Here is a 12074-nt window from a genome sequence, read left to right as displayed (position 1 = left end):
GCGCACAGACCGGCGCGGCTGCGGGCGCCCACGCTGAAGGCTCATGCAATCCTGCCCGCGGCAGGAGGGAGAGCCGACATGCTCGAAGCCCTAGTGGTCGTCCCGGCCGCCCTGTGGCTGCTGGGGATGGCAACCGCGCACACCCTGGGCGGCTTCATCCACGTCCTGCTGATCCTCGCGTTCCTCGCCTTGATGCTGCTGATCGAGCGGGCGCGGCAATCGTAGTCGGCGCAATGGATATGCCTGGCCGGTCCCCTCCGATGCGACTGCCCACCTTGCCTGACGAGGCGCTGCTGGAGCACCTTCAGCGCGCTGCGTTCGCCTACTTCCGGGAGAACCTGAATCCGAGCATTGGGCTGGTGGCCGACACCTCGCGGCCCGGCTCGCCGGTCAGCATCGCCGTCGTGGGTTTCGCCCTGAGCGCCTACCCGCTGGCGGTGCGGCACGGCTGGCTGAGCCGTGCCGAGGCGCTGGACCTGAGTCTCGCTGCGTTGCGCTTCTTTGCCGCTAGCGAGCAGAGCACCAGCCCTACGGCGAGCGGCTACAAGGGCTTCTACTACCACTTCCTCGACTTCCACACGGGGGCGCGGGTCTGGCGCTCCGAGCTGTCGATGATCGACAGCGCGTTGCTGATTGCCGGGATGCTTGCCGCCAGCGCCTTCTTCGCCGGCACCGACACTGCGGAGCGCGAGTTGCGCGATCTGGTCGAAGGGCTCTATCAGCGGGTCGACTGGTGTTGGGCGCAGGGCGGTGAGGTGACCATCCGCCAGGGCTGGAAGCCCGAATGTGGGTTCCTGCATTACGGTTGGGAAGGGTACAGCGAGGCCATCGTGCTCTATGCCCTGGCTCTCGGTTCGCCCAGCCAGCCGATAGCCGCCGATTGCTACCACGCCTGGACCGCCACCTACCAGTGGGAGAACCTCTACGACCACGACGTCCTGTTCGCCGGACCGCTGTTCATCCACCAGTTCTCCCATGCCTGGATCGACTTTCGTGGCATCCACGACGCGTTCATGCGCGAGAAGCGCTCGGACTACTTCGAGAACAGCCGCCGCGCGGCCTATATCCAGCGCGAGTACGCGCGGCGCAACCCCCATGGGTTCGCCGGCTACACGCAAGACTGCTGGGGACTGTCGGCGTGCGGCGGGCCCAGCGACGAGAAGTCCGAACGGACCAACGAGTGTCGGCGCCTGTTCGGCTATGCCGCCCGTGGCGTGCCCTACGGTCCGGACGACGGCTCGCTGTCGGCGCCGGCGTTGCTTGCCTCGCTGCCCTTCGCCGGCGAGATCGTCCTGCGAGCGCTGCGGCACATGCTCGCTAGCTACCCGGAAATGTGCCGTGGAGGGCGCCTGGCCAGCAGCTTCAATCCCAGCTTGGCGGGGGCCGACGGGCGTGCCTGGGTGTCCGTTGGGCACTACGGCCTGGACCAGGGCATCGTCCTGTTGATGATCGAGAACCACCGCGACCAGGGGTTCTGGCGGCTGATGCGCCGCTCGCCGTACCTGCGCACGGGCCTGCGCCGGGCGGGCTTCCAGGGCGGCTGGCTGGACGCATGGGGGCGAATTGATGGCTGACGACGACCTGCGGGCCAACCTGCATCCGCCCCAGTGGCGCAACCCACGGGCCAGCGGGCGCTATCACCTGGTCATAGTCGGCGCCGGCCCGGCGGGCGTGGCCGCGGCCAAGACCGCCCTGGCGCTGGGGGCACGGGTGGCCCTGGTGGAGCGCTGGCTGGTCGGCGGCGACCGCCTGAACGACGGCTGCGTGCCCTCGAAGACACTGATCCGCACCGCCCGGCTGTACGCCGAGATGCGCAATGCAGGGCAGTACGGCGCGCGCGTGCCGGGCGACATCCAGGTCGATTTCGCCACAGCGATGGCGCGCGTGCGGCATATCCGCAGCCGGCTGAGCGAGGCCGAGTCGGCAATGCGCTTGCGCGCGCTGGGCGTCGAGCTGTTCTTCGGCGAGGCGCGTTTCGTCGATCCCGGGACCCTGGCGGTCGACGGGCAGCAGCTGCACTTTCGCAAGGCCCTGGTCGCCACCGGTGCACGGCCCTGCGTGCCGCTGATTCCCGGCCTGGCGGAGGCCGGCTACCTGACCAACGAGAACGTCTTCGACCTCGCCAGCCTGCCGCCCCGCCTGTTGGTGATCGGCGGCGGCCCGCTGGGCTGCGAGCTGGCCCAGGCCTTCTGCCGTCTCGGCGCGCGGACCACCATCGTGCAGGACCTGCCGCTGTTCCTCGGCAACGAGGAGCGCGATGCCGCGCAACTGCTGTCCGATGCCTTCGCACGCGATGGCATCGAGGTGTGCCTGAACACCCAGGTGCTGGGTGTGTGCGAGGAGGGCGGGGAGAAGCGCGTGGAGCTGCTGTGCGACGACTACCGGCATACGCTCGCCGTCGACACCATCCTCACCGGCATAGGCCACTCGCCGAACGTCGCGGGCCTGGGGCTCGAAGCCGCGGGCATCGACCACGACGTCATCGACGGTATCCGCGTCGACGATTTCCTTTGTACCAGCAACCCGAACGTCTACGCCGCCGGCGACGTCTGCCTGTCGCACAAGTACACCCATACCGCCGCGGCCTCGGCGCATATCGCGGTGCATAACGCGTTGTTCCGCGGACGCCGTCGCCTGAGCGCGCTGGTAGTGCCCTGGTGCACCTTCACCGATCCGGAGATCGCCCACGTCGGGCTCTATGTGCGCGAGGCGAACCAGCTGGACCTCCCGGTGAAGACCTTCACCATCCCGATGCACGAGGTCGACCGCGCTGTGACCGACGGCGAGACCGAGGGCTTCGTGAAGATCCACGTCGGCGAAGGCAGCGACCGGATTCTTGGCGCGACCATCGTCGCCCGGCATGCCGGCGACATGATCAACGAGGTCACCCTGGCCATGGTTGCGGGCATCGGCCTGCGCAGCCTTTCGCGGGTGATCCATGCCTACCCGACCCAGGCCGAGGCCATTCGCAAGGCAGCGGACGCCTACACTCGTACCCGCCTGCCGGCGCGGATCAGGGCGCGTCTCGCGCGCTGGCTGAAGCGTTGATCTGGCGGCCAACGGCTCTCATTGAGGAGGACTACGCATGAAACTCGGCATGATTGGGCTGGGGCGCATGGGCGCCAACATGGCCCAGCGCCTGCTGCGCGGCGGCCACGCGGTGGTGGGTTTTGACCCCAGGGCCGAAGCGCGCGCGGCGCTGCAGGAGCAGGGCGCCGAAACGGCGGACTCGCTGGCCGCGCTGCTGGCGAAGCTTGCACCGCCACGGGTGCTCTGGCTGATGGTGCCGGCCGGCGAGATCACCGACACCACCCTCGAGGCCCTGCTGCCGTTGCTGCAGGTCGGCGACACCCTGGTCGACGGCGGCAATTCCCGCTATCTGGACAGCCAGCGTCGGGCTGCGACCTTCGCCGAGCGCGGCATCGAGTACGTGGACTGCGGCACCAGCGGTGGCGTCTGGGGCCTGGCCGAAGGCTACAGCCTGATGGTCGGCGGCGCCGAGGCGGCGGTGAAACGCCTGCGGCCGCTGTTCGAGTGCCTGGCGCCGGCACCCGGGCGCGGCTGGGGCCGGGTCGGCCCAGTGGGTGCGGGGCACTTCGCGAAGATGATCCACAACGGTATCGAGTACGGCCTGATGCAGGCCTACGCCGAAGGCTTCTCGATACTGCGCCACAAGCAGGAGTTCGACCTCGACCTGCAGCAGCTCGCGGAAATCTGGATCCACGGCAGCGTGGTGCGCTCCTGGCTGCTGGAGCTGACCGCCAAGGCGCTGGCCGAACACCCGGACATGCACGACATCGCCCCCTACGTCGCCGACTCCGGCGAGGGCCTCTGGACGGTGGACGAAGCCATCGCCCTGGGCGTACCGGCGCCGGTCATCACCCATGCGCTGATCGCCCGGCTACGCTCGCGCGATGCCGAGTCCTTCGCTGACCGCCTGCTGGCGGCGCTGCGCAATCAGTTCGGCGGCCACGAGGTCAGGAAGGAGTAGATCTCGCCCGGCAGCGCGCGAGCACCGTTTCGGCGTGGACGCAGACGTTGTCCACGCTGAAGCCATATTCGCGCAGCACTACTGCGGCCGGCGCCGAGGCGCCGAAGCGCTGCACGCCGAGCATGTCGCCTTGGGCGCCGACGTAGCGTTCCCAGCCCTGGCGCACACCCAGCTCGACGGCCAGCCGCGCTTTCACGGTCGGCGGGAGAACGGCGTCGCGTTCAGCCTGTGGCAATGCCTCGAACAGCTCCCAGCTGGGCATCGACACGCAGCGCACGGCAATGCCGCGCGCCGCCAGGCGCTCGGCGGCGGCCAGGATCAGCGTCACCTCCGAGCCGCTGGCCAGGAGGATCAGCTCGGGCGGACCGGCCGGCGGGTCGGCGAGCACGTAGGCGCCTCGCCGCAGGCCTTCGGCGGCGGCGTAGCGCGTGCGGTCCAGGGTCGGCAGCGCCTGCCGGCTCAGCACCAGCAACACCGGGCGGTCACGGGTTTCCACGGCGACCCGCCAGGCCACCGCGGTCTCGTTGGCGTCGGCGGGGCGAATCAGCAGCAACCCGGGGATCGCCCGCAGGCTGGCCAGGTGCTCCACCGGCTGGTGGGTCGGACCGTCCTCGCCGACGGCCAGGCTGTCGTGGCTGAACACGTGCACCACATGCAGGCCCATCAGCGCGGCCAGGCGTAGCGACGGGCGCAGGTAGTCGGAGAACACCAGGAAGGTCGCGCCGTAGGGGATGAAGCCGCCGTGGGCGGCCAGGCCGTTGACCATGGCGGCCATGGCGTGCTCTCGAACGCCGAAGTGCAGGTTGCGTCCGGCCCGGCCCCAGCCGGCGCAGTCGGAGCCCTGCAGGTCGTCGCCCGCCGCTGCCGCCAGGTTGAAGTCGCCCTGGCCCTTGAGCGCGGTCCGGGTCGAGGGATCGAGGTCGGCGGAACCGCCAACCAGCGCCGGCAGCCGGGCGGCGATAGCGTTCATGACCTGGCTGGAGGCGTCGCGGCTGGCCAGGCCCTTGGCATCGGCGGGAAACGCTGGGATGTCGGCATCCCAGCCCGTCGGCAGTTTCGCCCCCAGGCGTTGCGCAAGCGCCGAGGCCAGATCGGGAAAGGCCTGCGAGTAGGCGTCCAGGCGCTGGTGCCAGGCCGCCTCGTCGCCGGCGCCGCGCTGCAGGGCCAGGCGGAAGTGCGCGCGGACCTTGTCCGGAACGAGGAACGCCGGTTGCTCCGGCCAGCCCAGCCCAGCCGGGCCTTGGTCTGGCGCACGCCCTCGACGCCCAGGGGCGCGCCATGGGCCTTGAAGCTGTCCTGCTCGGGCGAGCCATAGCCGATGTGCGTGCGCACCAGGATCAGCGAGGGACGGGACACCCGCTCTTGGGCGGCGGCCAGGGCGGCGTCGAGTTCGACGAGGTCGTTGCCGTCTTCCACCGTCAGGGTGTGCCATCCGTAGGCAGCGAAGCGTTGGGCACGGTCCTCGCTGAAGGCGATGGCGGTGCCAGCGGAGAGGGTGACGCGATTGTCGTCGTAGAGGCAGGTGAGCTTGCCCAGGCCGAGGTGCCCGGCCAGCGAGGCGGCCTCGCTGGCCACGCCTTCCATCAGGTCGCCGTCGCTGACCAGGGCGAAGGTGCGGTGGTCGATGACGGTATGCCCGGGGCGGTTGTAGCAGGCGGCCAGGTGCGCCTCGGCCACGGCCATGCCGACCGCGTTGGCCAGGCCCTGGCCGAGTGGCCCGGTGCTGATCTCGACGCCGGCGGTATGGCCGCGCTCGGGATGCCCGGGGGTCTGGCTGCGCCACTGGCGGAAGCGCTGCAGTTGTTCCAGCGACAGGTCGTAGCCGCTCAGGTGCAGCAGGGCGTAGAGCAGCGCCGAGCCGTGCCCGGCGCAGAGGACGAAGCGGTCGCGGTCGGGCCAGTGCGGGTTGCCCGGGTGGGTCTTCAGCCAGCGGGTCCACAACACATAGGCCATGGGCGCGGCGCCCAGCGGCAGGCCGGGGTGGCCGCTGTCGGCTTTCTGCACCATGTCCAGGGCAAGGAAGCGCAGGGTGTCGATGCATTGTCGATCGAGAGTGCTGGGCATCATGACCTCCGGGTTCAGTCGCCTGCGAGCGCTCTGTCGACCATGCTCTGCGCCTGCTGCAGGATGGCTTGCAGGTGGGCGGCATCCTTGAAGCTCTCGGCGTAGATCTTGTAGATCGCCTCGGTGCCCGACGGCCGCGCGGCGAACCAGCCACTGGCGGCGCAGACCTTGATGCCGCCGATCGGCGCCTGGTTGCCTGGCGCGCGGTCGAGCACCTGGGTGATTTTCTCGCCGGCCAGTTCGCTGGCGGTCAGCTGGGCCGGCGAGAGCTTCGCCAGCCGCGCTTTCTGTTCGGCATTGGCCGGCGCCTCGACGCGGTCGGCCAGCGGATCGCCCAGCTCCTCGGCGATCTCGCGGTAGCGCTGGCCGGGGTCGCTGCCGGTGCGCGCGGTGATTTCCGCGGCCAGCAGGGCGGCGGCCAGGCCGTCCTTGTCGGTGCTCCAGACCGTGCCGTCCTGGCGCAGGAAGGAGGCGCCGGCGCTTTCCTCGCCGGTAAAGCCGAGGCTGCCGTCGAGCAGGCCGTCGACGAACCATTTGAAGCCCACCGGCACCTCGTGCAGGCGGCGCCCGAGGCGGATGGCCAGGCGGTCGATCAGCGCGCTGCTGACCAGGGTCTTGCCGACGGCGGCGGCCGGGCTCCAGTGCGGGCGATGGCGGAACAGGTAGTCGATCATCGCCACCAGGTAGTGGTTCGCCGGCAGCAGCCCGGCGCTGCGAGTGACGATGCCGTGGCGGTCGTGGTCGGTATCGCAGGCGAAGGCCAGGTCGTAGCGCTCGCGCAGGCCGAGCAGGCGCTGCATGGCGTAGGGCGAGGAGGGGTCCATGCGGATGCGGCCGTCCCAGTCCAGGGTCATGAAGCCGAAGGTCGGGTCCACGGCCTCGCTGACCACTTCGAGGTCGATCCGGTAGCGTTCGGCGATGGCGCCCCAGTAATGCACGCCGGCGCCGCCGAGCGGGTCGACGCCCAGGTGCAGGCCGGCCCCGCGGATCGCGGCGAAGTCAACGACCTGGGCCAGGTCGTTGACGTAGGCGCGGAGGTAGTCGTGGCCATGGGTATTGGCGACCAGACGGGCGAGCGCGTAAGGCGTGCGCCGCACGCCCCGCAGGCCGTCGGCGAGCAGTGCGTTGGCGCGGGCCTCGATCGCCGCGGTGACGTCGCCACCGGCCGGGCCGCCGGAGGGCGGGTTGTACTTGAAACCGCCGTTGTCCGGCGGATTGTGCGACGGCGTGATGACGATGCCGTCGGCCAGCCCGCTGCTGCGCTTACGGTTGTGGGCGAGGATGGCGTGGGATACCGCGGGGGTCGGGGTGTACTCGCCGCCCCGGGCGATCATGCTGTCTACGCCGTTCGCCGCGAGCACCTCCAGGGCACTCTCGAACGCCGGCTGCGACAGCGCGTGGGTGTCCACGCCCAGGTACAGCGGGCCGTCGATGCCCTGCTGCCGGCGGTAATCGCAGATCGCCTGGCTGATCGCCAGGACGTGCCACTCGTTGAAGCTGCGATCCAAGGGAACGCCGCGGTGCCCGGAGGTGCCGAAGGCGACCCGCTGCGCCGGCTCCGTGGGGTCGGGGCGCAGGTCGGCGTAGGCCGCGCGCAGCTTGTCTGGGTCGATGAGCTGTGCCGCGGGTGCCGGATGGCCAGCGAGGGGACTGATGCCGCTGCTCATGGATACTTCTCCGTGGGGGCCGTTCAGCGCGCCAGGCGCCGGCGCGGGGCGACGGCGGCGCTCTTCTCTTCGATGCGATGCAACAGGCTACGCCAGGCGGCGATGAAGGCCAGGGTGCCTTCTTCCTGCAGCTGGTCCGCCAGGGCGGCATGGTCCACGCCGGCCTGGGCGAAGCGCGCCAGCATGGCCTCGGCATCGACGCCGTCCACGGCCATGCTCTGCTCCAGCGAGCCGCGCTCGGAAAAGGCCTGCAGGGTTTTCTCCGGGAGGGTGTCGATGGTGTCCGCCGCGGCGAGGGCTTCGACATAGAGGGTAGCGGAAGCTTCAGGGTCCTTGCTCCCGGTGCTCGCCCAGAGCAGCCGTTGCGGTTGCGCGCCGGCGGCGGCCAGACGACGCCAGCGCGGCGAGTCGAGCAGTTCGCGGTAGGCCTGGTAGGTGCGCCCGGCGATGGCCAGGCCAAGGCGGTTGCGCAGATCGGCCGGCACCCGGTCGTTCACCGCCACGTCCCAGCGGCTGACGAACAGCGAGGCCACCGAGCCGACCCGAGGGTCGAGGCCGTTGGCGATGCGCCGCTCGATGCCGCGCAGGTAGGCTTCGGCGGCGGCCAGGTAGTGTTCGCGGCAGAACAGCAGGGTGACGTTGACCGGCACGCCGGCGTAGATCGCGTCTTCGATCGCCTCCAGGTCCTGGTGGGTGCCGGGAATCTTCACCAGCAGATTGGGACGATTGGCCTGGCGCTGGACATGCCGCGCGGCCTTGAGGGTGGTGGCGGTGTTGCCGGACAGGTTCGGCGAGACTTCCAGCGAGACCCAGCCATCGAGGCGATGGCTCGCCTCGAACTGCGGACGGAACAGATCCGCCGCACGGCGCAGGTCCTCCAGGGCCAGTTCGAGGAACAGCGCCTCGCCGGCAAGTCCGTCCTGGGCCTTCTCGCGAATGCTCTGGTCGTAGGCGCTGCTGCCGCCGATGGCGGCGTCGAAGATGCTCGGGTTGGAGGTCAGTCCGCTGACCGAGAGTTCGTCGATGTAGCGGCGCAGGGTGCCGTTGTCGAGCAGCGGGCGGCTGATGTTGTCCAGCCACAGGCTCTGGCCGAGGTCGTGCAGTTGCTGGGTCGGTCTCATGGGATGGCCTCGCAGGTCGGAAGGGCGTTCGCGCCGGCATTGACCAGGTCAGACTGGCGCAGTGCGCGGACGTCGCCGATGCACTCGACGCCAATGTCCGGCGCCGGCGTGATGCGCCGCGTATTCGCCTCGGCGGCGTAATGTCCCTGGCGGACGAACAGGCTGGTCAGGCGCGGCCCCATGGCGCGTTTCATCGACGCCAGGAGCAGCGGCTTGTCATCGATCATCACGTAGTGCACGGCCGGGAAGTGGCGCTGCACCGCGGCGAGCATGCGTTCCTTGTGGACGAAGATCAGCGCCTGGCCGTCGACCGCCTCCCACAGCCCCGAGCGCTGAACCTTGCGCGGCTGGAAGACCATGTCGCCATCGCTGAGCAGCACCGTTCGGCCCAGGCCGCACAGGTGCTCGAGCGTATCCAGGGCGCCGGGATACAGCCGCGAGCGGAACGGATAGTCGAGCAGGAAGGCGGACATGCGCAGCAGCTCGGCCTGGTTGTCGCAGCCCTCGCGAAGGCGTTGCAGGGCGCCCAGGTAGTCGGCGTAGCCGAACTGGCTACGCAGCGCGTCGAAGGCCTGCCAGTAACGCTCGCTCTGCGCACGGCCGAAGGCCCTGACCAGGTGCGCCGAGAGATCGTCGACGAAGCGGTCGTTGTCCAGCAGGGTGTTGTCGACATCGACGAGGATGACCAGCGGCTGAGTTTTCAGCATGGCGAAAGGGCCTCTACCTGTGGGTTGTACCATTGGTCGCCGCCGTCCAGCACGTTCGCCGCGGCCGCCGGCCCCCAGCTCCCCGGGTTGTAGCTGTGCAGCGTGCCGGGCTGGCGCAGCAGTGGCTCGACCACGCGCCAGGCCGCCTCGACGCATTCGTCGCCGCTGAACAGGCTCGCGTCGCCGCGCAGGGCATCGCCGAGCAGACGTTGATAGGGCGACTCGTCGTGGTCCGGTGAGTGGTGCGCCACCAGCTCGACGGTCTCCCCGCGCATCGCCTCGCCGGGGCGTTTGACATAGGCGCCGGTGGCCAGGGTGACTTGCGGGCCGAGGCGGAAGCGGAAGTAATTCGGCCGCGCCCGCGGCCTTGCACGCCGAAGTCCTCGGCCAGGGTGATCTGCACGTTGTCGATGTAGCTGCGGTTCCACATCGGTTCGAGGAAGGCGTTGGCGAAGCGGAAGTACAGCAGGTTCAGCACCGCTTCCTTGCCCAGGTAATGGTCGATGCGAAAGATCGCCGACTCGGGGAAGACCTCGCGCAGCGAACGGTTCAGCGCCTGGGCGGAGCTCAGGTCGTGGCCGAAGGGTTTCTCCAGCACCACGCGGGCGTTGTCGGCGCAGCCGGCCGCGGCCAGCGCCCGGGCCACGCTGTCGAACAGGCTGGGCGGGATGGCCAGGTAGTACAGCGGCCGCGCCACGCCGCCCAAGGCCTGCTTGAGGCGGACATAGGTCTGGGGATCGTCGTAGCCGCCATCGACGTAGTGCAGGCGGCTGCACAGGTGGACGAAGGCGTCGGGATCGACCCCACCGTGCTCTTCAAGGCGGGCGCGCACCCAGTCCTGCAGCTGTTCCGAGGTCCAGCCGGCGCGGGCGACGCAGATCACCGGCATGTCCAGCTCGCCGCTGCGCACGAGCGCCTGCAAGGCGGGGAAGACTTTCTTGTTCGCCAGATCGCCACGCACGCCGAAGAAGACGAAAGCATCCGAATGGTCGGTCGGCATCGGGGTTCTCCTGCTTTGAGGCTGGAAAGTGCAACTGTCATCCCGGTGTCTGTGTCCTGGAGATGGGTTGCCGGGCGATCTGCCGCGTCTTTACCCTGCTGGCGCCGAAGGGGGCTGTCTGTTCGCTAGCGTACCCAGCCCGCCGGTCAGATCAGGCTGATGTCCATGTGCGTGCCGACGCCCAGGGAGGCTTCGATGGTGTCGCGGGCAAGCAGGGTCTCGCGTGCCGAATGGGTTTCGACCAGCAGGACCACCTCGCCGTGGGCGATGGCGTAGCTGAAGGCCTTGTCGATCTGTCCGGCATCGGCCGATGCGCCGACCATGCCGCCGAGCAGGGCGCCGAGCGCGCTGCCCCAGCCCAGCATTACCAGTGGCGTACCGCTGAACAGGCTGCCGTCAGGCTGCGTCAGGGCGAGCGCGGTCAGGGTGCTCACGGCCAGGCCGAAGAGCATGCCGATCGCGCCGCTCGTGAGCATCTGCCACAACGAGCGCCTGACCCTGCGGGAGCGCGTCATGGGCGGCAGGGCCTCGGCAGCGAGGATACGCAGTCGTTCGGCGGCGATGCCCTGGCCGATCAGCCGCTGGCGGGCGCTCTCGGCCTGGACTTGCCGGGCGAAGACTCCCGATACCTGGTGGCGATAGCCGACCATGATGGTTCTCCTTGTAAGGGCCGCTTGTGCAGCCACAACTGCAGTCTGCGCGCGGGTGGTGCCCGCCATCGGTGCGTTGGCGCACCGATGGCCCGGCGGGGCGGCGGCATGCTGGAAGCTCCAATCCAGGAGCGAAGGCCATGGGGTGCGCACTGTTCAAACCGGCCAAGGCATTGCGCATGGCCTGCGCAGGACTTTTGCTCGGCACGGGCGGCTTGCTCATGGCTGCAGGCCCGGGCGCGCAGGACGCCACCGACGTCCGCCTGGAAATCCGCATCGTCACCCTTTATGCACAGCGCCCCGAGTTGCGCACCAGCAGCCTGGTCGCCTCCGTGCAGGCGGGGCGAGCCACCCTGAGCGGAACTGTTGACGAGGACTACAAGCGGCGGCTGGCCGCACAGGTTGCACGGGCGGTGGAGGGCATCGATTCGGTGGACAACCGCATCCGGCTGCCCGCACCGCCACCGGCCCGGTCACTCAGCCACGCACCGGCAGCGCCGAGCCCGGTTGTGGCTGACGTGGATGCCCCCTGGTGCGGCGCCCCGGCCGGGCTAGCGGGCGACGACGGCTGGATCACGACGAAGGTGATCCTGGCGCTGCTGCATACAGGCGACAACGCGTCCCTGGCCATCGCCGTCAGCACCTGCAATGGCGTCGTCAGCCTGCGTGGGCAGGTGAGTAGTGATGACGAACGTACGCGGGCCGTGGCGCTCGCCCTGGACGTGCCGGGCGTTCGCTCGGTGGTCTCGCAGGCGCTCGCTTCGGCGCTCTGCGGCGGTAAGCGGGGTAGCGCACCGACACGCTGGCCATGGGTTGCCATTGTCTCTCTCCCGATACCTCGCAATGGCGCGAGAGCGGGGTGATCCACGAGGTC

11 protein-coding genes and 3 pseudogenes are annotated in these 12074 nt (G+C 69.7%); 5 read left to right on the top strand and 9 right to left on the bottom strand.

What is annotated here, in order from left to right:
• Window positions 1-78: 78 nt before the first annotated feature.
• The 4 genes from J5M67_RS06855 to gnd are packed head-to-tail and all read left to right on the top strand — an operon-like array spanning window position 79 to window position 3991.
• Window positions 79-225, top strand: coding sequence for a lmo0937 family membrane protein (locus tag J5M67_RS06855; protein ID WP_207884570.1), 147 nt, complete (start codon window positions 79-81; stop codon window positions 223-225).
• A 35-nt stretch (window positions 226-260) separates the two neighbouring features.
• Window positions 261-1574: a glucoamylase family protein gene (locus tag J5M67_RS06850; protein WP_207884569.1), complete on the top strand. Its 1314-nt coding sequence runs from the start codon at window positions 261-263 to the stop codon at window positions 1572-1574.
• Window positions 1567-3048 carry a mercuric reductase gene (locus J5M67_RS06845; protein ID WP_207884568.1) on the top strand — a complete coding sequence of 494 codons (1482 nt, stop codon included), beginning with the start codon at window positions 1567-1569 and terminating at the stop codon, window positions 3046-3048. Before J5M67_RS06850 ends, J5M67_RS06845 begins: the two co-directional genes overlap by 8 nt.
• Window positions 3049-3085: 37 nt before the next feature.
• The gene (gnd, locus tag J5M67_RS06840; protein WP_207884567.1) at window positions 3086-3991 is read left to right on the top strand and encodes a phosphogluconate dehydrogenase (NAD(+)-dependent, decarboxylating); all 906 of its coding nucleotides are present in this window, start codon (window positions 3086-3088) and stop codon (window positions 3989-3991) included.
• Here the strand turns inward: gnd and J5M67_RS29850 are convergent.
• From J5M67_RS29850 to J5M67_RS06810, 9 genes and pseudogenes are all read right to left on the bottom strand, one after another.
• Complete coding sequence (locus J5M67_RS29850) at window positions 3978-4961, bottom strand: transketolase C-terminal domain-containing protein (protein WP_306432257.1); 984 nt, start codon at window positions 4959-4961, stop codon at window positions 3978-3980. The genes gnd and J5M67_RS29850 overlap by 14 nt on opposite strands.
• A 138-nt stretch (window positions 4962-5099) precedes the next feature.
• Window positions 5100-5159, bottom strand: a pseudogene (locus J5M67_RS29845) (hypothetical protein); the annotation flags it as partial.
• A gap of 125 nt (window positions 5160-5284) precedes the next feature.
• Window positions 5285-5998, bottom strand: a pseudogene (locus J5M67_RS29840) (transketolase); the annotation flags it as partial.
• 71 nt (window positions 5999-6069) lie between these two features.
• Window positions 6070-7722, bottom strand: coding sequence for a phosphoglucomutase (alpha-D-glucose-1,6-bisphosphate-dependent) (gene pgm / locus J5M67_RS06830; RefSeq protein WP_207884566.1), 1653 nt, complete (start codon window positions 7720-7722; stop codon window positions 6070-6072).
• A 23-nt stretch (window positions 7723-7745) separates the two neighbouring features.
• Window positions 7746-8843, bottom strand: coding sequence for a transaldolase (gene tal / locus J5M67_RS06825; protein WP_207884565.1), 1098 nt, complete (start codon window positions 8841-8843; stop codon window positions 7746-7748).
• Complete coding sequence (locus J5M67_RS06820) at window positions 8840-9550, bottom strand: HAD family hydrolase (protein WP_207884564.1); 711 nt, start codon at window positions 9548-9550, stop codon at window positions 8840-8842. The genes tal and J5M67_RS06820 overlap by 4 nt, the downstream gene beginning before the upstream one ends.
• Window positions 9544-9978, bottom strand: a complete 435-nt coding sequence (locus tag J5M67_RS29910) for a hypothetical protein (protein WP_368735924.1) — start codon at window positions 9976-9978, stop codon at window positions 9544-9546. The genes J5M67_RS06820 and J5M67_RS29910 overlap by 7 nt, the downstream gene beginning before the upstream one ends.
• Window positions 9964-10550: pseudogene (locus J5M67_RS29905) on the bottom strand (glucose-6-phosphate dehydrogenase); the annotation flags it as partial. The gene J5M67_RS29910 and the pseudogene J5M67_RS29905, both read right to left, overlap by 15 nt.
• 146 nt (window positions 10551-10696) lie before the next feature.
• On the bottom strand, window positions 10697-11200 hold the full coding sequence (locus J5M67_RS06810) for a hypothetical protein (RefSeq protein ID WP_207884562.1): 504 nt from the start codon (window positions 11198-11200) through the stop codon (window positions 10697-10699).
• 140 nt (window positions 11201-11340) lie between these two features.
• Between J5M67_RS06810 and J5M67_RS06805 the strand changes: the two genes are divergently transcribed.
• A complete protein-coding gene (locus tag J5M67_RS06805) occupies window positions 11341-12063 on the top strand; it encodes a BON domain-containing protein (protein ID WP_207884561.1) in 723 nt (240 codons plus the stop codon).
• The last annotated feature ends 11 nt before the right edge of the window (window positions 12064-12074 follow it).

This window comes from Pseudomonas sp. 30_B (genome assembly GCF_017491605.1).
Classification (GTDB): Bacteria; Pseudomonadota; Gammaproteobacteria; order Pseudomonadales; family Pseudomonadaceae; genus Pseudomonas.
This window is presented reverse-complemented; position numbering and strand designations above follow the sequence as displayed.

What these genes read in the sequence shown, in the direction of transcription:
- gnd (WP_207884567.1), top strand. Translation starts at nt 3,086, where the DNA reads ATGAAACTCGGCATGATTGGGCTGGGGCGCATGGGCGCCAACATGGCC.
- J5M67_RS06805 (WP_207884561.1), top strand. Translation starts at nt 11,341, where the DNA reads ATGGGGTGCGCACTGTTCAAACCGGCCAAGGCATTGCGCATGGCCTGC.
- J5M67_RS06850 (WP_207884569.1), top strand. Translation starts at nt 261, where the DNA reads ATGCGACTGCCCACCTTGCCTGACGAGGCGCTGCTGGAGCACCTTCAG.
- J5M67_RS06845 (WP_207884568.1), top strand. Translation starts at nt 1,567, where the DNA reads ATGGCTGACGACGACCTGCGGGCCAACCTGCATCCGCCCCAGTGGCGC.
- J5M67_RS06820 (WP_207884564.1), bottom strand. Translation starts at nt 9,550, where the DNA reads ATGCTGAAAACTCAGCCGCTGGTCATCCTCGTCGATGTCGACAACACC.
- J5M67_RS06810 (WP_207884562.1), bottom strand. Translation starts at nt 11,200, where the DNA reads ATGGTCGGCTATCGCCACCAGGTATCGGGAGTCTTCGCCCGGCAAGTC.
- J5M67_RS29850 (WP_306432257.1), bottom strand. Translation starts at nt 4,961, where the DNA reads ATGAACGCTATCGCCGCCCGGCTGCCGGCGCTGGTTGGCGGTTCCGCC.
- J5M67_RS06855 (WP_207884570.1), top strand. Translation starts at nt 79, where the DNA reads ATGCTCGAAGCCCTAGTGGTCGTCCCGGCCGCCCTGTGGCTGCTGGGG.
- pgm (WP_207884566.1), bottom strand. Translation starts at nt 7,722, where the DNA reads ATGAGCAGCGGCATCAGTCCCCTCGCTGGCCATCCGGCACCCGCGGCA.
- tal (WP_207884565.1), bottom strand. Translation starts at nt 8,843, where the DNA reads ATGAGACCGACCCAGCAACTGCACGACCTCGGCCAGAGCCTGTGGCTG.